29 protein-coding genes and 1 tRNA gene are annotated in these 20,363 nt (G+C 56.4%); 22 read left to right on the forward strand and 8 right to left on the reverse strand.

Annotated features, from left to right (window positions below; genetic code table 11):
- The first annotated feature begins 87 nt into the window (after positions 1–87).
- Positions 88–477, forward strand: coding sequence for a CAAD domain-containing protein (locus SIB66_RS00460; protein WP_063407219.1), 390 nt, complete (start codon positions 88–90; stop codon positions 475–477).
- A 22-nt stretch (positions 478–499) separates the two neighbouring features.
- Here the strand turns inward: SIB66_RS00460 and SIB66_RS00465 are convergent, their stop codons facing one another.
- Positions 500–1,393, reverse strand: coding sequence for a fructosamine kinase family protein (locus tag SIB66_RS00465; protein WP_063407660.1), 894 nt, complete (start codon positions 1,391–1,393; stop codon positions 500–502).
- A 35-nt stretch (positions 1,394–1,428) separates the two neighbouring features.
- Here SIB66_RS00465 and crtD point away from each other — a divergent pair, with 35 nt between their 5' ends.
- On the forward strand, positions 1,429–2,940 hold the full coding sequence (crtD, locus tag SIB66_RS00470; RefSeq protein WP_063407225.1) for a C-3',4' desaturase CrtD: 1,512 nt from the start codon (positions 1,429–1,431) through the stop codon (positions 2,938–2,940).
- Here crtD and SIB66_RS00475 read toward each other — a convergent pair.
- Positions 2,900–3,844, reverse strand: a complete 945-nt coding sequence (locus SIB66_RS00475) for a prephenate/arogenate dehydrogenase (protein WP_063407227.1) — start codon at positions 3,842–3,844, stop codon at positions 2,900–2,902. The genes crtD and SIB66_RS00475 overlap by 41 nt on opposite strands.
- 58 nt (positions 3,845–3,902) lie before the next feature.
- Here SIB66_RS00475 and SIB66_RS00480 point away from each other — a divergent pair, with 58 nt between their 5' ends.
- Both SIB66_RS00480 and SIB66_RS00485 read left to right on the forward strand, forming a co-directional pair.
- Positions 3,903–5,348, forward strand: a complete 1,446-nt coding sequence (locus SIB66_RS00480) for a hypothetical protein (protein WP_063407229.1) — start codon at positions 3,903–3,905, stop codon at positions 5,346–5,348.
- Positions 5,349–5,389: 41 nt separating this feature from the next.
- The gene (locus SIB66_RS00485; protein WP_063407231.1) at positions 5,390–5,629 is read left to right on the forward strand and encodes a DUF2839 domain-containing protein; all 240 of its coding nucleotides are present in this window, start codon (positions 5,390–5,392) and stop codon (positions 5,627–5,629) included.
- Positions 5,630–5,737: 108 nt separating this feature from the next.
- Here SIB66_RS00485 and recA read toward each other — a convergent pair whose 3' ends face one another.
- The 6 genes from recA to SIB66_RS00515 all read right to left on the reverse strand — a co-directional run bounded on the left by recA (position 5,738) and on the right by SIB66_RS00515 (position 11,195).
- Positions 5,738–6,877, reverse strand: coding sequence for a recombinase RecA (gene recA / locus SIB66_RS00490; protein ID WP_063407233.1), 1,140 nt, complete (start codon positions 6,875–6,877; stop codon positions 5,738–5,740).
- 153 nt (positions 6,878–7,030) lie between these two features.
- Complete coding sequence (locus SIB66_RS00495) at positions 7,031–7,807, reverse strand: HAD family hydrolase (RefSeq protein WP_063407235.1); 777 nt, start codon at positions 7,805–7,807, stop codon at positions 7,031–7,033.
- Between the two features lie 15 nt (positions 7,808–7,822).
- Positions 7,823–7,894: transfer RNA gene (locus SIB66_RS00500), tRNA-Gln, on the reverse strand.
- 104 nt (positions 7,895–7,998) lie between these two features.
- Positions 7,999–9,636 carry an AAA family ATPase gene (locus tag SIB66_RS00505; RefSeq protein WP_063407237.1) on the reverse strand — a complete coding sequence of 546 codons (1,638 nt, stop codon included), beginning with the start codon at positions 9,634–9,636 and terminating at the stop codon, positions 7,999–8,001.
- A gap of 54 nt (positions 9,637–9,690) precedes the next feature.
- Positions 9,691–10,662, reverse strand: coding sequence for an LdpA C-terminal domain-containing domain (locus tag SIB66_RS00510; RefSeq protein ID WP_063407661.1), 972 nt, complete (start codon positions 10,660–10,662; stop codon positions 9,691–9,693).
- Between the two features lie 71 nt (positions 10,663–10,733).
- The gene (locus tag SIB66_RS00515; RefSeq protein ID WP_063396915.1) at positions 10,734–11,195 is read right to left on the reverse strand and encodes an NAD(P)H-quinone oxidoreductase subunit N; all 462 of its coding nucleotides are present in this window, start codon (positions 11,193–11,195) and stop codon (positions 10,734–10,736) included.
- Between the two features lie 399 nt (positions 11,196–11,594).
- On the opposite strand from SIB66_RS00515, the gene rplC reads away from it, so the two are divergent.
- The 18 genes from rplC (at position 11,595) to rplO (ending at position 20,358) form a co-directional block, all read left to right on the forward strand.
- Positions 11,595–12,251: a 50S ribosomal protein L3 gene (gene rplC, locus SIB66_RS00520; protein WP_011826905.1), complete on the forward strand. Its 657-nt coding sequence runs from the start codon at positions 11,595–11,597 to the stop codon at positions 12,249–12,251.
- Positions 12,251–12,886: a 50S ribosomal protein L4 gene (gene rplD / locus SIB66_RS00525; protein ID WP_063396914.1), complete on the forward strand. Its 636-nt coding sequence runs from the start codon at positions 12,251–12,253 to the stop codon at positions 12,884–12,886. The genes rplC and rplD overlap by 1 nt, the downstream gene beginning before the upstream one ends.
- Complete coding sequence (locus SIB66_RS00530) at positions 12,879–13,181, forward strand: 50S ribosomal protein L23 (RefSeq protein ID WP_011826907.1); 303 nt, start codon at positions 12,879–12,881, stop codon at positions 13,179–13,181. The genes rplD and SIB66_RS00530 overlap by 8 nt, the downstream gene beginning before the upstream one ends.
- 16 nt (positions 13,182–13,197) lie before the next feature.
- Positions 13,198–14,061: a 50S ribosomal protein L2 gene (gene rplB, locus SIB66_RS00535; RefSeq protein WP_011131102.1), complete on the forward strand. Its 864-nt coding sequence runs from the start codon at positions 13,198–13,200 to the stop codon at positions 14,059–14,061.
- Positions 14,062–14,096: 35 nt separating this feature from the next.
- Positions 14,097–14,372 carry a 30S ribosomal protein S19 gene (rpsS, locus tag SIB66_RS00540; protein ID WP_011131103.1) on the forward strand — a complete coding sequence of 92 codons (276 nt, stop codon included), beginning with the start codon at positions 14,097–14,099 and terminating at the stop codon, positions 14,370–14,372.
- Between the two features lie 4 nt (positions 14,373–14,376).
- Positions 14,377–14,745 carry a 50S ribosomal protein L22 gene (gene rplV, locus SIB66_RS00545; RefSeq protein ID WP_011131104.1) on the forward strand — a complete coding sequence of 123 codons (369 nt, stop codon included), beginning with the start codon at positions 14,377–14,379 and terminating at the stop codon, positions 14,743–14,745.
- Between the two features lie 19 nt (positions 14,746–14,764).
- The gene (gene rpsC / locus SIB66_RS00550; RefSeq protein WP_063407241.1) at positions 14,765–15,493 is read left to right on the forward strand and encodes a 30S ribosomal protein S3; all 729 of its coding nucleotides are present in this window, start codon (positions 14,765–14,767) and stop codon (positions 15,491–15,493) included.
- Positions 15,494–15,509: 16 nt separating this feature from the next.
- Positions 15,510–15,986 carry a 50S ribosomal protein L16 gene (gene rplP / locus SIB66_RS00555; RefSeq protein WP_063407243.1) on the forward strand — a complete coding sequence of 159 codons (477 nt, stop codon included), beginning with the start codon at positions 15,510–15,512 and terminating at the stop codon, positions 15,984–15,986.
- Positions 15,987–15,989: 3 nt separating this feature from the next.
- Entirely contained in the window at positions 15,990–16,202 is a 213-nt protein-coding gene (rpmC, locus tag SIB66_RS00560; RefSeq protein ID WP_011131107.1) for a 50S ribosomal protein L29, read from the forward strand.
- 17 nt (positions 16,203–16,219) lie between these two features.
- Positions 16,220–16,486 carry a 30S ribosomal protein S17 gene (gene rpsQ / locus SIB66_RS00565; protein ID WP_011131108.1) on the forward strand — a complete coding sequence of 89 codons (267 nt, stop codon included), beginning with the start codon at positions 16,220–16,222 and terminating at the stop codon, positions 16,484–16,486.
- Complete coding sequence (gene rplN, locus SIB66_RS00570) at positions 16,483–16,848, forward strand: 50S ribosomal protein L14 (RefSeq protein ID WP_011131109.1); 366 nt, start codon at positions 16,483–16,485, stop codon at positions 16,846–16,848. Before rpsQ ends, rplN begins: the two co-directional genes overlap by 4 nt.
- A gap of 1 nt (position 16,849) precedes the next feature.
- Positions 16,850–17,206 (forward strand): 50S ribosomal protein L24, encoded by a 357-nt coding sequence (rplX, locus tag SIB66_RS00575; RefSeq protein WP_063407244.1) that lies wholly within the window; start codon positions 16,850–16,852, stop codon positions 17,204–17,206.
- 119 nt (positions 17,207–17,325) lie between these two features.
- On the forward strand, positions 17,326–17,865 hold the full coding sequence (rplE, locus tag SIB66_RS00580; protein ID WP_011131111.1) for a 50S ribosomal protein L5: 540 nt from the start codon (positions 17,326–17,328) through the stop codon (positions 17,863–17,865).
- A 24-nt stretch (positions 17,866–17,889) separates the two neighbouring features.
- Positions 17,890–18,291 (forward strand): 30S ribosomal protein S8, encoded by a 402-nt coding sequence (gene rpsH, locus SIB66_RS00585; protein ID WP_011131112.1) that lies wholly within the window; start codon positions 17,890–17,892, stop codon positions 18,289–18,291.
- Positions 18,292–18,306: 15 nt separating this feature from the next.
- Complete coding sequence (gene rplF / locus SIB66_RS00590; protein ID WP_011131113.1) at positions 18,307–18,846, forward strand: 50S ribosomal protein L6; 540 nt, start codon at positions 18,307–18,309, stop codon at positions 18,844–18,846.
- Positions 18,847–18,879: 33 nt separating this feature from the next.
- Positions 18,880–19,248, forward strand: coding sequence for a 50S ribosomal protein L18 (rplR, locus tag SIB66_RS00595; protein WP_011826919.1), 369 nt, complete (start codon positions 18,880–18,882; stop codon positions 19,246–19,248).
- Positions 19,249–19,262: 14 nt separating this feature from the next.
- Positions 19,263–19,895, forward strand: a complete 633-nt coding sequence (rpsE, locus tag SIB66_RS00600) for a 30S ribosomal protein S5 (protein ID WP_063407245.1) — start codon at positions 19,263–19,265, stop codon at positions 19,893–19,895.
- Between the two features lie 7 nt (positions 19,896–19,902).
- Positions 19,903–20,358, forward strand: coding sequence for a 50S ribosomal protein L15 (gene rplO / locus SIB66_RS00605; protein ID WP_063407246.1), 456 nt, complete (start codon positions 19,903–19,905; stop codon positions 20,356–20,358).
- Positions 20,359–20,363 lie beyond the last annotated feature (5 nt).

Raw genomic sequence — 20,363 nt, forward strand, 5'->3', positions numbered from 1 at the left:
GGCAATTACGATCAAACTCCAGCAGCCCTGGCATAACAAAGATCCTTTCGATACGCTCGGCAAAGATTTGCCATCGGTTTCGTGTTCATGAGCGACATCAACACCGTGACAAACGAACAATCCACCACAGAAAAGACCACCACAAACAGCGTTGATAACGCAGGTGAGGAGATTAAATTCTCAGAGCGTTACAGCGAAGCCGTTGGCAAGGTCAACGAAACCCTAAACAAGCTCGATTGGAGCCAGATGGGGCGCATCGGCAAAGTTTTAGGCATCTTTGCAGCTGTGATTGTTGCCCAGATCCTGATCAAGGGAGTGATGGACACAATCAATTTGCTACCAATCGTGCCTGGACTGCTCGAACTGCTTGGTGTGGTGATGGTGGGCCAATGGAGCTGGCAAAACCTCACCACCAGTGAGAAGCGCTCTGCCCTGTCTGAAAGGGTTCAGAACCTCCGCAAGGAATATTTAGGCTGAACATTGCAAACCCAATTGCAATTCAACTCAGCAACCAACTTGCCAAACGATTCAGAATGGCTTGGCTCTGACTTCGATATGAGCCTCCAAAGAGATTGGCGTGATTGATGAGGTGATAAAGGTTATAAACCTCCACCCTTTTGCTTGCATCAGCTGGCAGTGGCCATACGTTTTCATATCCGATATAAAAATCCTGCGAAAAACCACCGAATAATTGAGTCATCGCCAAATCAACTTCTCTATCGGCCCACCAGGTAGCAGGATCCAGCAAGACTCCCCGCCCATCTGAGAGAACATTGGCATTACCACTCCAAAGGTCCCCATGCACGAGACTTGGACTGGGTTGATGGCGATCCAACCAAGGGATTAAAGCCGAGAGGATTGGCTCAACATCAACCAGATCCAAGCCCCATCGAGCCGCCTCTCTGAGCTGAGGACGCAAGCGCAGCGTCACGAATGCGTCGCCCCACTGCTCCCTCCACCCCCCTGGCTGAGAGCCAGCACCGATAAAACCATCTACGGGCCAACCAAAGCGTCCAGGGTTTTCGGCGGCAGACGCCCGATGCAAAAAAGCCAGTCCACGGCCCAGGGATGCCTGACTACCCGCCCGAAAATCCAACCAAGGCAGCAACAACACGGCTTCACCACAGACCTGATCAAACGCCAAAGGCTCCGGCACCTCCAACACTCCCGGATCAACCCATGCCTTAAGAGCCTTTAGCCCCTCAACTTCGACCTTGAGCATTTGCAAAGCATCTGCCCCACCTGTTTTGGCAAACAGTTTCCGACCACCCTTCAACTGCAAACACCAGGCCTGATGAATGCATCCGCCTGCGACGCACTCAACATCCTTAATCACTTCACCACTCAAGGGTCCCTCGGCTGCTACCAAGCCCTGTCTCAGACGCTCGTTCATACCCATACCTCTCTAGACCTTGCCAGCATGACCGGATGGCTGAGGACTCAATCATCGTGATCGGAGGCGGCATTGCCGGCCTAACGGCAACAGCCCTCTTAGCCAAGCAAGGATTACCCGTCACCTTGGTGGAAGCGCACCATCAACCTGGAGGGTGTGCCGGCACATTCAGGCGAGGTCCCTATATCTTCGATGTGGGTGCCACCCAGGTTGCCGGTCTAGAACCCAGTGGCAGCCATGAACGCATCTATAGGCATCTCAACCTGCCCATGCCACAAGCGGAGCTACTAAACCCCGCTTGTGCAGTGGATCTCGCCGACGGATCCCAACCCATTCAGCTCTGGCATGATCCAAAGCGCTGGGAACAAGAATGGCGATATCACTTCCCTGGCAGTGACTCCTTCTGGGCTCTGACTGCCAAGCTCCACCAAAGCAACTGGGGCTTTGCAAGCCATGATCCGGTGGTCACACCCCGCAACGCTTGGGACTTAGGCCAACTGCTTCAGGCTCTGCGTCCAGCAACAATCACCTCAGGGCTATTGAGCAGCCTGACAGTGGCAGATCTCTTAAAGCTATGCGGCTGTGCGCAGGATCAGCGCCTTCGCAAATTCCTAGACCTCCAGATCAAGCTCTATTCGCAAGAACCGCTCGATCGCACAGCCGCCCTCTATGGAGCCACCGTGTTGCAAATGGCTCAAGCACCTCTTGGGCTCTGGCATCTGCAGGGATCGATGCAAAAACTCAGCGATGACCTAATGCATGCCCTGAAGCGGGATGGCAGCCAGGTATTGCTACGCCATCGTGTGGTGGGCCTAGAAGTAGCTGCGCGGGGCATGGCTTGGACAGTCAAAATCAAAACCCCCAATGGCAAGGCTTTAGAACTGACTACACCAGATGTGGTATGCAGTCTGCCTCCTCAATGCCTGAGATCGCTGATGCCACAAGGAGCAGGCATGCCCAAGGCCTATCGCCAAAGGCTAATGAAATTACCTCAACCCAGTGGAGCTTTGGTGTTCTACGGGGCCATCGATCGCAGCGCCCTACCTAAGAACTGTCCTGTCCATCTACAAAGAGCCTCCAAGACACCAGGCTCCCTGTTCGTATCAATCAGCCGTGAGGGAGATGGCCGTGCTCCCGCTGGACAAGCCACAGTGATTGCAAGTGTGTTCACCGCCACAGCGGAGTGGTTTGGCCTAACTGAATCCACCTATCAAGAACGCAAGCAAATGGCCCTGTTAGCCATCCGCCAAACACTTGAAAGTTGGTTAGATCTCGCACCTGAAGATTGGCAGCATCAAGAACTAGCCACACCCAGGAGCTTTGCACATTGGACTGGTCGGCCCAAGGGAATTGTGGGTGGCCTTGGGCAGCACCCTTCACAATTTGGGCCCTTCGGACTAGCAAGCCGCACCCCCATGCGAGGGCTCTGGCTCTGTGGCGACTCAATTCACCCTGGTGAAGGTACTGCAGGGGTGAGCATCTCGGCACTCATGACCTGTCGCCAGCTCATGGCTCAGCGAGGTCATCAGTTACGGGTGGCGAATTGAGGTCGTTGTTGGCAGCAACAAGAAAGCTGGGTCGCAATGCCTGGGAACGTTCCAATTCAGCCTTTAACTGCGACCAGTGCCTATTCAAAACGGCCTCCTCAAGCTGCTCCAAGCTCCAGCGATAAGCAGCCAAACCACGCAAGATCGCTGCGGTGTTGCTCTCAGCCATAGATGTTCCCAACTGGGGATTACCACCACCCACCCTGGTGGTATCAGCAAAACCACTAGACGACAGCACTCTGGCGAGTTCGCGAACAGCAGGATCGCGCTCCTCACCCACTGTTCGAAGCAACGCAGCACTCACCAGCACAGGCAGGTGGGAAATCAACGCCACCGCTTGATCATGGTTAGCTGCATCCGCCGTAAACCATTGACTGCCCAAAGACACCGCAAATCGACGCACCAACTCGAGCGCCTCAAGGTCTGTTTGATTGTCAGGTGTCGCTACCCAAGGACGTTGCTGAAATAAGCCCCGCAGCCCTGCTTCCACTCCTGCTTCAGCGGTGCCTGCCATGGGATGGCTAGCCACAAAGCGGGGGTGTAGGTCGCGCCAGAGCTCTAAAACAGGCATCTTCACTGAACCCACATCAGTTACCACAGCAGCTGTAGGCAAAGCCTTTAGGAGATTCGGATCTGGATTGAGCAGCTGAGCCAAAGGCAGCGCCAGGATCACCAAATCACAATCCGCGAGAATGCCCGGATCGGTGCTCACCAAGTGAGCCAAACCCCTAGCGCGAGCCCTATCAGCGGTACTGGAACGATGCACCAGACCATTGACCTTCCAACCAAGCGCCTGCAGATCCAATCCCAAGGAGCCACCAATCAGCCCAAGCCCTACGACTCCAGCGCAAAGTGATGTTTTTTTGTTCTGCTCCATCCCTACGGTTCTCGCACTGCAGTCCATGTTGATCGACCAATCAACATGGAGCTTTCTCGGGTTTACGGCTTCCTAGGCTCTCGCAATGCTCGAAGCCCGCAGCCATCAGCAGCTCAAGCACCTGCTCCTGCAGAACTCATCCCCCTGGCCTCATCACCTCACTTTGAGCCGACTTGTTGCCCGCAGTCTCAGGCGCAAAGATCACACGCTGATCCAGCTCGACCCTCGTAGCAAAGACCTGTGGTGGCTTGGTCTTCTGGTTCCTCTCTGCCTGGAGGCCAAGGATGCTGTGATGATCCTTTCCGATCAGCAGCGACGGCGACTCCTCAAGGTAGAACTGCCACAACTGCTGACGAAAGGCATCAAACTCCCCTGCTGGGAAGGGCACCTACCGCCCTCAGGGAATCAACTGTGGTTGATGAACCACAGTGAGTTGATTGAGGCACACCACCAGGGGCATCTCAAATCAAGGCAGTTGATCATTCCAGAAGCAGACCAACTAAGCCAGCGACTCAGGGACAGCATGGCTTTGTCGATCACACCTCAAGACTGGGAGCTTTTGCGGCGGGCACATCCTGCTGCGGAGGCTTCCCTCATGCAACTGCACGAACGATTAAGTCGCAGCCTGTTTACTCACGCCACCCGAGCCAATGCCCAAGTTCGCCTTGATGGCAGCGAAATTCAGGCTCTCAAAGATCTCATGCGACTTCTAGGCCCCTCACCTTCTCCTTGGCCTGCAGTGCTGAAAGCCGATAGCCGTTTTTGGGCAAGCTGGGCCGAACTCGATCACCGACTACTGCAATGGCAATGGCATCTACAACCGCTCGAACCCCTTCAAAATCTTCCAGGTCTGTTACGAGACCAGCCGTCTGTCCTGCTGAGCGGATCAAGGGAGAACGATCTCGTCCGCACTGAGTTGGACGCTGCAGCATTTCCTGCCACCGTCATGGCCAGATTGAGTGAACCCAACCTGCAGGAACCAATACCTCTTTTTGCACCGCGCCGCCAACCACTACCGAATACCGAAATCTATGCAGAGCATCTGCTCGATCAATGCCGTCGTCTGATCCTGGGACGTCCTGGCATCACTGTGGTTTTACTTGACGATCAGCAACTACGCCGCCAACTCACAAGTGAGTTGGCGGCGGAATTTGGACGCAGAGTCGTTCATGAAACCACCGCTCCGGAATCCAACGGTGTTGTCTGTTGCCGCTGGGCTTGGTGGCTTCATCACCAGGATCAACTCCCTCTTCCAGAACAACTAATCGTGGCCTTACTTCCCCTGGCGAGCGTAGAGTCACCACTCACAGCAGCAAGAGTAGAATCCCTCAAGAATCAAGGTCGTGACTGGTTCCGAGACCTTCTCTTGCCTGAAGCTCTCAGCCTACTAACACCAGCGATTGCCCCGCTCCGAAAGAATCACGGACGACTGGCAATCCTGGACGGACGTCTACGAGGACGGAGCTGGGGGAAGCAAGTGCTGAGCACACTCGAACCCTGGACACCCCTGCAACGCCTATTACCGGATTAAGCCAACTACTCTTTAACAACCAAACAGCAACGAGGAAGGCCATGGGAGAAGCCAGACGACGATCCGATCAGGGCCTAGCACCACGCCAGAAACAGACCAAAAAAGATGATTCCCCCAGAATCGTCTCCTGGCTGCCCATTACCCAACGTGATAAAGAGCGTTTTTACGCCATCACAACCCGTGGAGCCTGGATTGGCATCGGCTTCATGGTGGCTTTGTGGGTCGTAGCGCGCTTCGTGGGCCCAGCCGCTGGGTGGTGGACCCCCGCCGATGCCAGGTAAAAGAAACTGCTGGGGAAAGAAAGCATCAATCATCCCAAATCTCTCTCTTCAGCAACAAACCCAAGACCCTCAAAGAGCTCTTGGGTTGTCTCGTTCTTTTAGCCAGTCTTAAGCAGCTTCAGATGCCAAGCTGACGGCAGGTTTTTTAGCCGCAGTACGGGCCGCAGCCGCCAACGGACGCATGGAATTAGCGGTCACCTCAGACCCTTCAGTGAGTTTCTGACGCACAAAAACTTCAATCTGCTCCTGGGCTTCAGAATTCTGCTCAAGCCAAGTAATCGTGTTGTCACGTCCCTGACCGATATTGTCGCCCTCATAGCTGTACCAGGCACCCTTACGGATGACAACACCGGTTTCTTCAGCTAGGTCAAGCAAGCAACCCAAGGTACTGATGCCACGACCAAAAAGAATGTCGAACTCAGCAATACGAAACGGAGGGGCTACCTTGTTTTTAGCCACCTTCACCTTGGCACGAATTCCATACTCCTCCGTGCCGCGCTTGAGCGTTTGAATACGACGGATATCGAGACGTACGGAGGCATAAAACTTGAGAGCATTGCCACCAGTCGTCGTCTCCGGGTTGCCGTAAGTGACGCCTATCTTGAGACGCAACTGGTTGAGAAAAATGACCGTGCAGCCGGATTTGCCGATGTTGCCAGTGATCTTGCGCATCGCCTGACTCATCAGACGGGCCTGGCTACCCACAGCCAAATCGCCCATCTCACCTTCGATCTCAGACCGAGGAGTGAGCGCAGCAACGGAATCCACAACAACGATATCAACAGCGGCAGAGCGCACAAGCTGGTCGACAATCTCCAGAGCCATCTCCCCCGTGTCCGGCTGCGAGACCAGCAGGTTCTCAATATCCACTCCTAAAGAGGCTGCGTAAACCGGATCGAGCGCATGCTCGGCATCCACAAAAGCCGCGACGCCACCACGACGCTGCACCTCGGCGATGGCATGCAGGGTGAGGGTGGTTTTACCGGAACTCTCCGGGCCGTACACCTCCACGACTCGTCCTTTCGGGTACCCACCGCCAAGGGCAAGATCAAGGGTCAGCGCCCCTGTAGGGAAGGTCTCCACCCGCATCCGAGAGGCATCCCCCAAGCGCATGATCGAACCCTTGCCAAAATTGCGTTCAATCTGGCCAAGCACCAAATTGAGAGCTTTGTCCCGCTCACCTGGACGGGGTTCAGCCTGGAGGGAATCAGACTTAGAGGATTGGGCTGATTTCACGTCAACTGACATAGCAATGGTAAATAAAGGATTAAACGAGTACCGTCGACTGCTGACCTAGGCGAAGCAAAAAGCACTGCGGCAAAGCTGACGGACACCGATCAAAGAGTCCAATACCACCACAACCGCGAACCGTCCCAGATAGTACAGGAGTACCCTAACGGATCAGGGCCAGCTCGCCAAGGGTGCCGCCAAAGCTTCTGGCTCCAACAGGCGAATGCCCATGGGCAAGGTCCGACAGTCTTCCGGCTTGAGATAGCCCCAACTCGCCAGATAGCAAGGCAGAGAAGATAGTCCGGGCGTCGCGAGCACCGTCTCGAGGGTGGCACGACGGTCCTCCACGAAGCCCCGCAGTGGTCGCTCCGCCGCCAACCGCAGCAGCACCTCAGGCTTACGACCCGACTCATGGCCGTACAACCCATGAGGAGCAAGTTGAAAGCACTTCAACAGTTCAGCGGTGAACTCGGCCCCCTTGGTGGTGAGCACCACCAAGGCGAACCCTTCATCGTGGAGGCCACGAAGACGCTCAATCACACCAGGAAAAGGGCGGTGGCGGGCCAGCCAATTCGACCGATCGGCCTCCAGCGCACTCCGCCGCACCTGCTCCAAGGCCTCCTGCAACTGACCTGGCTGCCATCCCCAAGCCTCTAAAGCCTGCTGACATCGCAAGTGATAATCGGCCGAAAAGGCCTTGGCCCCATGCCGCAGCAAGGGTCCATCAGAACGCAACAGCTCTGCCGCCAGAAGCACCATCTCCCAACCCTGATGGATCCAGGGCCGGAGCAAACGAAAAGCTTCAGGAACAGCATCGGGCAAAGGGTCTGGACCAAAGTCAAGACCCACTAACTGCATACAAGCGTGACGGGCACTCCACCAGTACTCGCCCATCCCATCAACAATGACACCGTCAAAGTCGAAAACCAACAGGGAGCGAGACGTCAACTGAGGATTGAGAAACTGGGCCGCTAGGATTCGAACCTAGGAATGGCGAGACCAAAACCCGCTGCCTTACCACTTGGCGACGGCCCAATGATCCAGATCATTAGCCGCGCAGAGGAGACTTCACTGGAATCCAGATAGTTACCCACATTGAAGCCACCTTCGTCAATGCATGCTGATCAAGCAGAGCCATTTCAAGGGGGATAAACCCGCAATCGCTGTTGTTCCGCCTGGCCGAAAACATCACTACTGAGGCGATAGCGCGTCACCAAATCAACCTGCATCTGACGAACCTGCTCGCTACGGGGTAAGAGCTCCACCGGCCGTCCATAGGGCAGCACTACTTTTTCCACAGCCAATCTGCACTCTTCAAGTGCAGCCAGGGCATCTTCCTGATCAACATCCTGAGACTCTGAATGTGAGAGCTGATCTTGCGGCCCAGCGCGGCGTGCTAACAGCCGCTCCAGCGCACGCTCTACCTGAGGCAATGTGTCGGACTTAATCACAAGGACCGGCACACGTGATTCACGCGCCTGACGTCTCAGAGTTGGCTGATGGCCGAGTCCCTTACGAATGCTGAGCACAACGTCAGCCTCATTGAGGTCATCCACCCAACGAACAGGCCAGCCATGACGACGAACAGCCTCATCCACCAGTTGGGGCGTGATACCGCAACAGAGCACCTGCAGTGCTCTGTGATCTGAACGCTCAGCAGAGATCGCCTCAGCATGATCGTGAGCAGGTGGGGCCGCTCTAGGAGAAGGTGCTTTTGGATCCGGCAGAGGGACCGCCACCAGAGCAGGACGTGGTGAAGATGATCGATTCGGCTGCGCATCCACGAGCCGCACCGATCCATCAGAGTCCAGCTCCCGCAACTGGGGGCGTGGCAACTGTCCGCGCAGCAACTGATCAACAGTGGCAGCCACGTCGGCATGAATCGACCAACGATTGCGAGTATTCATTTCAACTGCCACAGGAAAAGTGGGCTCAGCAGCCCTCTCAAGCACAGTCTTCTGCGTGCGTCGCCGCCTTGCCTCTTCATCTCCGAGAGTGACAGCCTGAATCCCGCCAACAAGATCACTAAGGGTTGGATTCTTGATCAAATTCGCCAAAGCATTGCCATGGGCCGTAGCCACAAGCTGCACCCCCCGTTCAGCGATCGTGCGCGCAGCCTGGGCCTCTAGCTCCGTACCGATTTCATCAATCACGATGACTTCCGGCATGTGGTTCTCCACGGCCTCAATCATGACCTGATGTTGTTGTTCTGGCAGAGACACTTGCATGCGCCTGGCCCGACCAATAGCTGGATGGGGAATATCCCCGTCACCAGCAATCTCGTTACTGGTGTCAATCACCACAACCCTGCGCTGCAGATCATCAGCAAGAACCCTGGCAATCTCACGCAGCGCGGTGGTCTTACCAACTCCTGGGCGCCCCATCAGCAAGAGCGATTGACCACTATCCAGTAAATCTCTCACCATCGCCACGGTGCCAAAAACGGCCCTTCCCACCCGGCAGGTGAGTCCCACCACCTCTCGCTGGCGATTACGAATAGCACTGATGCGATGCAGAGTTCGTTCAATGCCAGCACGGTTGTCAGCACCAAACTGGCCCAATCGATCAACAGTGGTTTGCAGATCATCGCGCGTGAGGCACTGCTCTCCTAAAGCAAGCGCTCGACCCGGATAGCGTGCTTCAGGCACTCTGCCGAGATCCAAGACCACCTCGAGTAACTGCTCCCGGCTATTGGGTGTCGCCAAAGCCTGCTGAACCGCAAGAGGCAACAAATCCAACAATCGGTCTAGATCATCAGTAATACGCTTTGGCTTCATGGCCCTCAGCCGCAGCCATGCAGAAATGGCTCCCCTAACGGCCTTCTAGCAGGCTTACGACCCAGATTGGCGGAACAGCCATGGACGAACAAGCTGCTCTGCCTGCGCAAGAGCAGCTTGCCAACCCTCAGGCCATTCTCTCAGGCTCACATGCCTGGCCTGTGCTTCAAGCAACCAGGGCTGGAGGAGACGACGAGCCATGCCTCCAAAAGCAATACCTGCCGGCCCATGGTCACTAGAGATATAGGTGATCGTGTGAGCGTTGGTGCCCCCCGCTAACTGGAGGGGGCCAGGCGGAGCCAATGGCCGCAGCTTCCGCCAGAGCGCTACAGCAACTCGAGCCGTTCCTGACCCGATATCGCCACTCATGGGTCGGCCATCAAGCTGCCAAAGAGGTCTTTGCCCAGAACGCCTTAAACAAACATGTCTTTGCCACAACTCACTTGCTAAAGCCTCAACCGTGAGCCCATGCCCCTCAAGACCACAGCTCACCCCAATCCGCTGCAGAGGCACCTGAGCCGACATCAGCTCTGCAACTGTGGATTCAAAGGCCTTAACGCGCCCAGGTGCCGTGTGAATCTCGACTGCATCAGGATGCAATTCCGCCAACAGAGGGCCGAAATCTCTCAGTTCAAGTCGCCGGTCGTGTTCATCGATCAAACCAAGAGGACAAGTCGGCAGACATCGTCCACAGCCATAACAACGGCTTAGCTGAACCCCACCTTGCTCACCAATCGCCTCAGCAGGACAAGCATGTTGACAAGGCCGCGAACAATCGCTTGGACAGCGCGCAGGATCAAACCAAGCTTTTCGAAAATGGGCATCCTTGCCATCGCTGATGCTCACCATCAACCAAGGCCGAAAACCACTCCGCGCTTGCACCCAATCAAGCCCCTGACGAGCTGCCCTGACAACGGCAGCATCGGCCGCCACATCCACACAGTGAATACCAGCCGCGGCAAAAACCGCACAAAGGTCTGTTATGGAAAGCAAATCCTGATTGCTAGCACCACAGATCAACTTCACCCAAGACCCACTGGCCAGGGCGAGCTCACCGCGAAGAGCACTCTGCTGGAAAGGGTTAGAAGGAATAGTGTTCAGACCCCGAGCAAAGTGGACATCGGCTGCCAATTCAAACTGCGAGCACCACCCATCTCAACAACGACCCGTAAACGCGACTCACGCTTACAAAGATCACAAAGCGCCAAGAGCTCAGATCTTGACAGCACCTGCCCCTCTAAAAGCCAGAGCACCACAGGAGCATTGTCGACAAATAATTCAGCCAGCTGGGGCATCACCTGCTGAACCTCACCGACAGCTCCATTGCGCCCAACGCTTTGATGCCCGAGATGGGGGGGCCGAATACCGTGCAGCTGAAAAAGAAACACCTCCGGATCGCCAAGCCCCCGAGCTGAGCTCAGCTGGGTGCGGTATCCAGCAGCCCGAAGCCTTCGCAGTAACCGGGTTTCACTGCCACCTTCAAGGGGAACATGCATAGCCAGACAGCCGCAAGCATCCAGGTCACGGCGAAACACCCGACCAGAAAGCAACAGCGGCATGACGACATCACTCAAGTAGCCATGAGTCTGCCAGCATGTTCGGAACATATTTAATTTGCATAAGTAGTGGTGTAAGGTCTTGGTTTGGTTCGTATTTCTGTGCCCGTCCGCTAGCCGGGCCTCCAGAAGGCGAATCAGGTCCGACGATTGCGCCGGATCCCTAGGCCAGAGCAGAAAAGGGATTTTTCCCTGAACTGCCGGGAAACTGATTGACTCAAAAGGTCGCCCAAGTCCCAGCCAGCTGATTTGCTCGCTAGCTCTATCCGAAATTGCCTCAGCCGCCGTTTCTTACGGTCCAAGGTCTTTCGGCGACGACTGCGCTCCCTTGATCAGCACTGAATCACACCCCCCCGACCGGACAACGGAAGGAGGTCATCCACGCTGGCGTTTTTACCCTCCATGTCAATCGGCATCCTTGGGAAGAAACTGGGCATGTCTCAGTTCTTCGACGATCAAGGCAGAGCCATCCCGGTCACCCTGATCGAGGCCGGCCCCTGCCGCATCACCCAACTCAAGACTTCTGACATCGACGGTTATGCCGCCGTACAGATCGGTTTCGGTGATACCCGCGAAAAATTGATCAACAAGCCTTCCAAAGGGCACCTCACCAAATCTGGCGAGGTTCTCTTGAAGCACCTACGCGAATATCGCGTCGAGGGCCTTGAAGGCCTAGAGCTGGGAGCAGCGATCACCGTCGGCAGTTTTGAAGCTGGCCAGAAGGTAGACGTCAGCGGCGACACGATGGGGCGTGGGTTCTCTGGCTATCAAAAGCGCCACGGCTTCAGCCGTGGTCCGATGAGCCACGGTTCCAAAAACCATCGAGAACCTGGATCCACAGGCGCCGGAACCACGCCAGGGCGGATTTATCCAGGCAAACGCATGGCTGGCCGCTACGGCGGCAAAAAGCGCACCACCCGTGGACTCACCATCCTCAAAGTGGACAGCAACCGCAATCTCCTGGTGGTGAAGGGCTCAGTGCCTGGCAAGCCAGGCGCCCTGCTCAACATCCGACCCGCAAAACGCGTAGGCAGCAAGCCTGCTCAAGGAGGTAAGTGATGGCTGAATGTGTTGTTCACGACTGGCAGGGAAAGGAAGCCGGCAAGGCAAGCCTTGAACTCAAAGTTTCTAAAGAAACCACGGCTGTTGATCTCATGCACCGTGCAGTGCTCAGGCAGCAGGCCCATAGCCGTCAGGGAACGGCAAGCACCCTCACCCGTGCCGAGGTTCGTGGTGGTGGTCGCAAGCCCTATAAGCAAAAAGGCACCGGCCGTGCCCGACAGGGAACGATCCGCACCCCCTTACGCCCAGGCGGCGGAATCATCTTCGGACCAAAGCCAAGGACCTACAACCTGGCGATGAACCGAAAGGAACGTCGTCTGGCCCTACGCACCGCGCTGATGGCCCGTCTTGAGGACGTCATTGTGGTCAAAGACTTTGGCAACAGCCTGAAGGCGCCGAAGACCCGAGAGATCTCAGACGCCCTTGTAAGGCTCGGCGTAGCCGCAGATGCAAAGGTTTTGATCATTCTTTCCACACCCTCCGAGATCATCCGACGCTCCGTGCGCAATCTCGAAAAGGTGAAACTGATCGCCGCCGATCAACTCAACGTCTTCGATTTGCTCCACGCCAATTCTCTGGTGCTGAGCGAGGAGGCTCTCGCCAAGATCCAGGAGGTTTACGGAGATGACTGAACGTTTCAACGGTCGGCTGGCGGATGTGATCCGCCGTCCACTGATCACGGAAAAGGCCACCAGCGCACTGGAACAAAACCAGTACACCTTTGAGGTCGACCATCGTGCCGCCAAGCCTGATATCAAGGCAGCCGTAGAGCAACTCTTCGATGTCCGTGTGGTCGGCATCAGCACCATGAATCCTCCACGGCGCAGCCGTCGAGTGGGTCGTTTCACTGGCAAGCGAGCCCAGGTCAAAAAAGCCATCGTGCGGCTTGCCGAAGGCAACACGATCCAACTCTTCCCTGAGTCCTGAGGGGTCTGAAAACATCATGGCAATCCGTACCTTCCGCCCTTACACCCCAGGAACACGCACCAGGGTGGTCACAGACTTCAATGAGGTCACCGGCCGTAAACCCGAACGTTCTCTTGTGGTGGCCAAACATCGCCGCAAGGGTCGCAACAACAGAGGTGTTATCACCTGCCGCCATCGCGGTGGCGGGCACAAGCGCCTATACCGCATCGTCGATTTCCGTCGCAATAAGCACGGCATTCCGGCCAAAGTGGCGGCGATCCATTACGACCCCCATCGCAAGGCCCACCTAGCACTGCTTTTCTACACTGATGGCGAGAAGCGCTACATCCTTGCTCCGGCCGGGATCGCCATTGGTCAGCAGCTGATTTCAGGCCCGGAATCACCTATCGAGACAGGCAATGCCTTGCCACTCTCAGCCATCCCTCTTGGCTCCAGCGTCCACAACGTTGAGCTTTATGCCGGCCGGGGTGGCCAGATGGCGCGTACGGCCGGCTCAAGTGCACAAGTCATGGCCAAGGAGGGTGACTACGTCGCTCTCAAGCTGCCCTCCACTGAGGTTCGCCTTGTGCGCCATGAGTGCTACGCCACTCTCGGCGAAGTAGGCAACTCGGAAGTGCGCAACACCAGCCTGGGCAAGGCTGGTCGTCGCCGTTGGCTAGGGCGACGACCCCAAGTTCGCGGCAGTGTGATGAACCCCTGTGACCACCCTCATGGTGGTGGCGAAGGACGTGCACCGATCGGCCGTTCAGGCCCGGTGACACCCTGGGGCAAGCCTGCCCTGGGTCTCAAGACGCGTAAGCGGAACAAGCCCAGCAATCGGTTCGTTCTTCGGAAACGTCGCCGCACCTCCAAACGAAGCCGAGGAGGACGCGATTCCTGATGTCAATCACTGTTCTGCCGTTCGCTTAACCCGCCATGGGACGTTCATTAAAAAAAGGCCCCTTCATTGCTGACAGCCTGCTTCGCAAGCTGGAAAAGCAAAATGCTGACGATGACAAGTCGGTGATCAAAACCTGGTCTCGAGCCTCCACCATCCTGCCGATGATGATCGGCCATACCATTGCCGTTCACAACGGAAGGAGCCATGTGCCGGTGTTCATCACCGAGCAGATGGTTGGACACAAGCTGGGTGAATTTGCTCCCACCCGCACCTTCAAAGGCCACATCAAAGACAAAAAAGGAGGCCGCTGAGACCATGACGACCTCATCCCCCACGACGACAACTATCGCCAAGGCCCACGGCCGCTTCATCCGCGGATCCGTATCAAAAGTACGGCGAGTGCTCGATCAAATCCGCGGTCGCACCTATCGCGACGCGCTGATCATGCTCGAGTTCATGCCTTACCGCTCCACTGGCCCGATCACAAAAGTTCTCAGGTCAGCTGTGGCCAATGCAGAACACAACCTTGGTCTTGATCCAGCATCGCTTGTGATTGCCCAAGCCAGCGCCGACATGGGTCCATCCATGAAGCGCTATCGGCCCCGAGCTCAAGGTCGCGCTTTCGCGATCAAGAAGCAAACCTGCCACATCAGCATTGCTGTGGCAGCCCAGACCGACTCCTGACCCCCGAGGACACCGACCGATGGGACACAAAATCCATCCAACCGGCTTACGCCTGGGGATCACCCAGGAGCACCGATCCCGCTGGTACGCCACCAGCAAGATGTACCCAATCCTCCTTCAGGAGGACGACAGGATCCGTCGATTCATCCATAAGAAGTACGGCGCAGCAGGCATCAGCGATGTGTTGATTGCCCGCAAGGCCGACCAACTCGAAGTGGAGCTGAAGACTGCACGACCAGGTGTGCTCGTTGGCCGCCAGGGCAGTGGCATCGAAGAGCTGCGAACCGGCATCCAAAAAACCATCGGTGATCACAGCCGACAGGTTCGGATCAACGTCGTCGAAATCGAGCGAGTCGATGCCGATGCCTTCCTGCTGGCCGAGTACATCGCCCAGCAGCTCGAGAAGCGAGTCGCCTTCCGCCGCACCATCCGCATGGCCGTCCAACGGGCCCAGCGAGCGGGTGTACTGGGCTTAAAAATCCAGGTTGGTGGTCGGCTCAACGGGGCCGAAATCGCTCGCACCGAATGGACCCGCGAAGGCCGTGTGCCTCTACACACCCTTCGCGCCGAGATCGACTACGCCACAAAAGTGGCTAGCACTACCTACGGAGTACTAGGCATCAAGGTCTGGATCTTCAAAGGCGAAGTACTGGGAGACGAGGCCCAATCAATGCCTGTGGGTGCAAGCCCCCGGCGAAGGGGCAATCGTCGACCCCAACAATTCGAAGATCGCTCAAACGAGGGTTGATGAGGAGGCCTGAACCATGCTGAGTCCAAAACGCGTCAAATTCCGCAAACAGCAACGAGGCCGTATGCGCGGCGTCGCCACCAGGGGCAACACCATTGCCTTTGGAGAGTTTGCCTTGCAAGCCCAGGAATGTGGCTGGATTACCTCACGCCAAATCGAGGCCAGCCGCCGAGCCATGACCCGCTACGTCAAACGGGGTGGAAAGATCTGGATCCGGATCTTCCCAGACAAGCCAGTCACTATGCGTCCAGCTGAAACACGCATGGGCTCTGGCAAGGGCAACCCTGAATTTTGGGTTGCCGTCATTAAGCCAGGTCGGATTCTGTTCGAAATGGGCGGTGAAGAGATCACCGAAGACATTGCTAGGGAAGCCATGCGCCTTGCCCAGTACAAACTACCCATCAAGACAAAGTTCATCGGCCTGGACGACCAAGAGAGGGTTGCTGGTAGCGACAAGCCTGCCAGTGTGCCCGCCATCACCGCGGAGTCCTGACCCATGGCCCATCCCAAAGCCGCCGAGGTGCGCAAACTCACCGACGCCGACATCACAGAGCAGATCGATGGCATCCGCCGAGAGCTGTTCGATCTCCGCTTTCAGCAAGCCACCCGGCAGCTGAGCAATACGCACCGCTTCAAAGAGGCCCGCATCAAGCTGGCACAGCTCTTGACGGTGCAGAAGGAGCGCAGCCGCTCCGCCGCCTCCTCCTGATTTTCCCCTTAGAACCCATGGCACTCAAGGAAAGGCTCGGCACCGTCGTCAGCGACAAGATGGACAAAACAGTAGTGGTAGCGGTGGAGAACCGCTTCCCCCATCCCATCTATCAGAAGACGGTCAGCCGAACCACCCGTTATAAAGCCCACGACGCTGGCAACACCTGCCGTGTCGGTGATCGCGTGCGAATCACTGAGACACGGCCTCTCAGCCGATCAAAGCGTTGGACGGTTGCTGAAGTCCTCAGCCACAGTCCCAAAGCTCAAGAGGTCTCCACATGATTCAGCAGGAATCCTTCCTCACTGTTGCCGATAACAGTGGCGCCAAGCGAATCCAATGCATCCGTGTGCTGGGCTCAAACCGTCGCTATGCCCATGTAGGCGACGTCATCGTGGCAGCCGTAAAAGACGCGATGCCGAATATGAGCGTCAAGAAATCCGAGGTCGTCAAAGCTGTGGTGGTGCGCACAAAAGCAACCCTGCGCCGAGATACTGGCAACTCGATTCGTTTCGACGACAACGCCGCCGTGCTCATTAACGAGGACAAAAACCCTAGAGGCACTCGTGTTTTTGGGCCGGTGGCTCGGGAACTTCGCGAGCGCAACTTCACCAAAATCGTATCCCTCGCTCCGGAGGTGATCTGAAATGCCTATCGCAACCCCCAAACAAAAAACCACTCAGCGCATCAAGATGCGCATCCATAAAGGGGACACCGTCCAAGTCATCACAGGCAAGGACAAAGGGAAAACTGGCGAAGTGCTACGCACTCTGCCCATAGAGAACCGCGTCATTGTGCAGGGCGTCAACATTCGCACCCGTCACGTCAAACCCACCCAAGAGGGAGAAAGCGGCAGGATTGTCACAGAGGAAGCGTCCGTACACGCCTCCAACGTGATGCTCTATTCCAATAACAAAAAGATCGCCAGTCGTGTGGAGCTGGTTGTCGAAAAAGACGGCAGCAAAAAACGCCGCCTCAAAAAAACCGGAGAGTTGATCGACTAATCACAGCTCCAACCACAGAACCCTGGGCCATCTAAATCACAATTTCCAGCCCACCAACTTCCCTTTCTTCCCAATCCCCGATCTTCTGACCACGTCCAGAAGAACCCTTCCACCAAGCCATGTCACTCAAACAGCGCTACCGGGAGACCATTCAGCCCAAACTGCTGAAGGACCTAAGCCTCTCGAATATTCACGAAGTCCCCAAGGTGCTAAAAATCACCGTCAACCGAGGGCTCGGAGAGGCCGCCCAAAACGCAAAGTCCTTGGAGGCCTCAATTACTGAACTGGCTACTATCACTGGCCAGAAAGTTGTCGTGACTAGAGCCAAGAAGGCCATCGCTGGCTTCAAAATCAGGCAGGGAATGCCCATAGGTTGCGCCGTCACACTCCGCGGAGAGCGGATGTATGCCTTCCTGGAGCGCCTGATCAATCTTGCACTGCCCAGAATCCGGGACTTCCGAGGTGTCAGCCCAAAGAGTTTTGACGGCCGTGGAAACTACACCCTCGGAGTGAGGGAGCAACTCATCTTCCCTGAGATTTCCTTCGACAAGATCGATGCCATCAGGGGTATGGACATCACCATCGTGACCAGCGCCCGTACGGATGAAGAGGGCCAATCCCTCCTCCGAGAGATGGGAATGCCGTTCCGCAGCAATTAAGCCCTCTTCGGAGACGACTGAACTATGGCCAACCACGATCCAATCTCAGACATGCTCACACGCATCCGCAATGCGAGTGAAAAACGTCACCAAACCACCCGCGTTCCTGCCTCCCGCATGTCACGCAGTATTGCCAAAGTCCTACAACAAGAGGGCTTCATCTCTGAAATCAGCGAAGAAGGTGAAGGTGTACGCACCCATCTAGTCCTCGAATTGAAGTACAGCGGCAAACACCGCCATCCCACCATCCGCTCAATGCAGCGGGTGAGCAAGCCAGGCCTGCGCATCTACAAGAACACCCGTGCCCTTCCCAAAGTCCTTGGTGGCCTTGGGATGGCAATCATCTCCACTTCCAAAGGCGTGATGAGCGACCGCGATGCCCGCAAACAGGGCGTTGGCGGAGAAGTGCTCTGTTACGTGTACTGACCCGGAACCTGAACCATGTCTCGTATCGGTAAGAATCCCATCCCCATCCCCGACAAGGTGGCTGTAACCCTTGATGGTCTTGCAGTCAGCGTCAAGGGTCCCAAAGGAGAACTGAGCCGCACCCTTCCCGAAGGCGTCAGCGTCAGTCAGGTGGAGAACACAATTGTGGTTACACCCACAAGTCAGAAACGTAAGTCGCGTGAGCGTCACGGTCTCTGTCGCTCGCTTGTCGCCAACATGGTTGAAGGGGTGAGCAAGGGCTACACGCGCAAACTAGAACTCATCGGTGTGGGCTCACGTGCACAAGTGAAAGGCAAAAAGCTTGTAGTGAGTGCAGGTTTCAGCCACCCTGTAGAAATGGACCCCCCCGAAGGAGTCACCTTTGCAGTAGAGAACAACACCAACGTCACCGTCTCAGGGGCAGACAAGGAGCTGGTGGGCAACGAAGCTGCAAAAATCCGAGCCATTCGTCCACCTGAGCCCTACAAGGGCAAGGGGATCAGATACGAGGGCGAACGGATCCTGCGCAAAGCCGGCAAATCCGGCAAGAAATAGAGGTCTGCCTGACTTCCCTCCGCATTACCCACCATGTCTAACCTCTCCCGAAAGCAGCAGACCCAGAAGCGCCATCGGCGCCTGCGGCGCCATCTCAATGGCACCGCCCAGCGTCCGCGCCTGGCTGTATTCCGCTCCAACAACCACATTTATGCCCAGGTTATTGATGACGAGGCCCAAAACACCCTTTGCGCCGCCTCGACTCTCGACAAGGACTTACGCACCAGCCTTAAAGCCGATGGCAGCAGCTGTGACGCCTCCAATGCCGTCGGGGATTTAGTCGCAAAACGCGCCCTCGCCAAGGGCATCCAACAGGTGGTCTTCGATCGCGGCGGCAACCTGTACCACGGCCGAGTGAAATCCCTTGCCGATGCCGCCCGTGAAGCGGGCCTTCAGTTCTGATCCCTGCTCTCACCATGACCCAAACCAACACCCAGACCACCCCAAATGACGTCCCCGCAGCTGCGGAAGGCCAACAAGAACAACAACAGCAACAGCAACGCCGTGGCGGGGGACGAGAGCGCAGAGGTGGCGGACGCCGTGGCGACCGCCGAGGCCAAGAGCGTGATTCCGAATGGCAAGAACGAGTCGTTCAGATTCGCCGCGTCTCCAAGACCGTAAAAGGTGGGAAAAAGATGAGTTTCCGGGCCATTGTGGTTGTCGGCAACGAGCGTGGCCAAGTTGGTGTTGGAGTCGGTAAAGCCGGCGATGTGATCGGTGCTGTTCGCAAGGGTGTTGCTGATGGCAAGAAGCACCTGGTCAAGGTTCCTCTCACTCGTCACAACTCCATCCCCACCCTGTCCAACGGACGCGATGGTGCTGCCAACGTGCTAATCCGCCCCGCTGCCCCAGGAACAGGGGTCATCGCAGGCGGTTCAATTCGCACAGTTCTGGAATTAGCCGGAATCAAAAACGTTCTAGCCAAGCGTCTTGGCAGCAAAACCCCTCTAAACAATGCCCGAGCTGCCATGGTGGCTCTGGCAAGTCTCCGCACCCATAAGGAGACCGCAAAGGAACGGGGGATCTCCCTCGAGCAGATCTACTCCTGATTCCCCTATGACTACTCTTCGACTCGACTCTCTCAAAGCCAACGCAGGTGCAAGGCGCCGCAAAATGCGTAAAGGTCGCGGTATTGCCGCTGGCCAAGGAGCAAGCTGTGGTTTCGGCATGAGAGGCCAAAAGTCCCGATCTGGTCGCCCTACTCGCCCGGGCTTCGAAGGCGGGCAGATGCCTCTCTATAGGCGCGTACCCAAACTCAAACACTTCACCACAGTGAACTCAAAAGAGTTCACTGTGGTGAACGTAGCGGCCCTCAATGAGCTCAAGACGGGTAGCACCATCAATCTCGACACCCTTGTCAAAAATGGTGTTGTCACTAGTCCCAAATACCCTTTAAAGATACTTGGCAATGGAGAACTCAAAGTCAAGCTGACCATTCAGGCCGCTGCATTCACAGCTACAGCCCGCAACAAGATCGAAGCCGCTGGCGGCACATGCGAAATCCTTGACTGAAACGA

The organism is Prochlorococcus sp. MIT 1318 (genome assembly GCF_047304505.1).
GTDB lineage: Bacteria > Cyanobacteriota > Cyanobacteriia > PCC-6307 > Cyanobiaceae > Prochlorococcus > Prochlorococcus marinus_D.

Bases quoted from the DNA above. Each gene is read 5' to 3' on its own strand.
- SIB66_RS00460 (WP_063407219.1), top strand. From the start codon at position 88: ATGAGCGACATCAACACCGTGACAAACGAACAATCCACCACAGAAAAG.
- SIB66_RS00465 (WP_063407660.1), bottom strand. From the start codon at position 1,393: ATGAACGAGCGTCTGAGACAGGGCTTGGTAGCAGCCGAGGGACCCTTG.
- crtD (WP_063407225.1), top strand. From the start codon at position 1,429: ATGGCTGAGGACTCAATCATCGTGATCGGAGGCGGCATTGCCGGCCTA.
- SIB66_RS00475 (WP_063407227.1), bottom strand. From the start codon at position 3,844: ATGGACTGCAGTGCGAGAACCGTAGGGATGGAGCAGAACAAAAAAACA.
- SIB66_RS00480 (WP_063407229.1), top strand. From the start codon at position 3,903: ATGCTCGAAGCCCGCAGCCATCAGCAGCTCAAGCACCTGCTCCTGCAG.
- SIB66_RS00485 (WP_063407231.1), top strand. From the start codon at position 5,390: ATGGGAGAAGCCAGACGACGATCCGATCAGGGCCTAGCACCACGCCAG.
- recA (WP_063407233.1), bottom strand. From the start codon at position 6,877: ATGTCAGTTGACGTGAAATCAGCCCAATCCTCTAAGTCTGATTCCCTC.
- SIB66_RS00505 (WP_063407237.1), bottom strand. From the start codon at position 9,636: ATGAAGCCAAAGCGTATTACTGATGATCTAGACCGATTGTTGGATTTG.
- SIB66_RS00515 (WP_063396915.1), bottom strand. From the start codon at position 11,195: ATGCCGCTGTTGCTTTCTGGTCGGGTGTTTCGCCGTGACCTGGATGCT.
- rplC (WP_011826905.1), top strand. From the start codon at position 11,595: ATGTCAATCGGCATCCTTGGGAAGAAACTGGGCATGTCTCAGTTCTTC.
- rplD (WP_063396914.1), top strand. From the start codon at position 12,251: ATGGCTGAATGTGTTGTTCACGACTGGCAGGGAAAGGAAGCCGGCAAG.
- SIB66_RS00530 (WP_011826907.1), top strand. From the start codon at position 12,879: ATGACTGAACGTTTCAACGGTCGGCTGGCGGATGTGATCCGCCGTCCA.
- rplB (WP_011131102.1), top strand. From the start codon at position 13,198: ATGGCAATCCGTACCTTCCGCCCTTACACCCCAGGAACACGCACCAGG.
- rpsS (WP_011131103.1), top strand. From the start codon at position 14,097: ATGGGACGTTCATTAAAAAAAGGCCCCTTCATTGCTGACAGCCTGCTT.
- rplV (WP_011131104.1), top strand. From the start codon at position 14,377: ATGACGACCTCATCCCCCACGACGACAACTATCGCCAAGGCCCACGGC.
- rpsC (WP_063407241.1), top strand. From the start codon at position 14,765: ATGGGACACAAAATCCATCCAACCGGCTTACGCCTGGGGATCACCCAG.
- rplP (WP_063407243.1), top strand. From the start codon at position 15,510: ATGCTGAGTCCAAAACGCGTCAAATTCCGCAAACAGCAACGAGGCCGT.
- rpmC (WP_011131107.1), top strand. From the start codon at position 15,990: ATGGCCCATCCCAAAGCCGCCGAGGTGCGCAAACTCACCGACGCCGAC.
- rpsQ (WP_011131108.1), top strand. From the start codon at position 16,220: ATGGCACTCAAGGAAAGGCTCGGCACCGTCGTCAGCGACAAGATGGAC.
- rplN (WP_011131109.1), top strand. From the start codon at position 16,483: ATGATTCAGCAGGAATCCTTCCTCACTGTTGCCGATAACAGTGGCGCC.
- rplX (WP_063407244.1), top strand. From the start codon at position 16,850: ATGCCTATCGCAACCCCCAAACAAAAAACCACTCAGCGCATCAAGATG.
- rplE (WP_011131111.1), top strand. From the start codon at position 17,326: ATGTCACTCAAACAGCGCTACCGGGAGACCATTCAGCCCAAACTGCTG.
- rpsH (WP_011131112.1), top strand. From the start codon at position 17,890: ATGGCCAACCACGATCCAATCTCAGACATGCTCACACGCATCCGCAAT.
- rplF (WP_011131113.1), top strand. From the start codon at position 18,307: ATGTCTCGTATCGGTAAGAATCCCATCCCCATCCCCGACAAGGTGGCT.
- rplR (WP_011826919.1), top strand. From the start codon at position 18,880: ATGTCTAACCTCTCCCGAAAGCAGCAGACCCAGAAGCGCCATCGGCGC.
- rpsE (WP_063407245.1), top strand. From the start codon at position 19,263: ATGACCCAAACCAACACCCAGACCACCCCAAATGACGTCCCCGCAGCT.
- rplO (WP_063407246.1), top strand. From the start codon at position 19,903: ATGACTACTCTTCGACTCGACTCTCTCAAAGCCAACGCAGGTGCAAGG.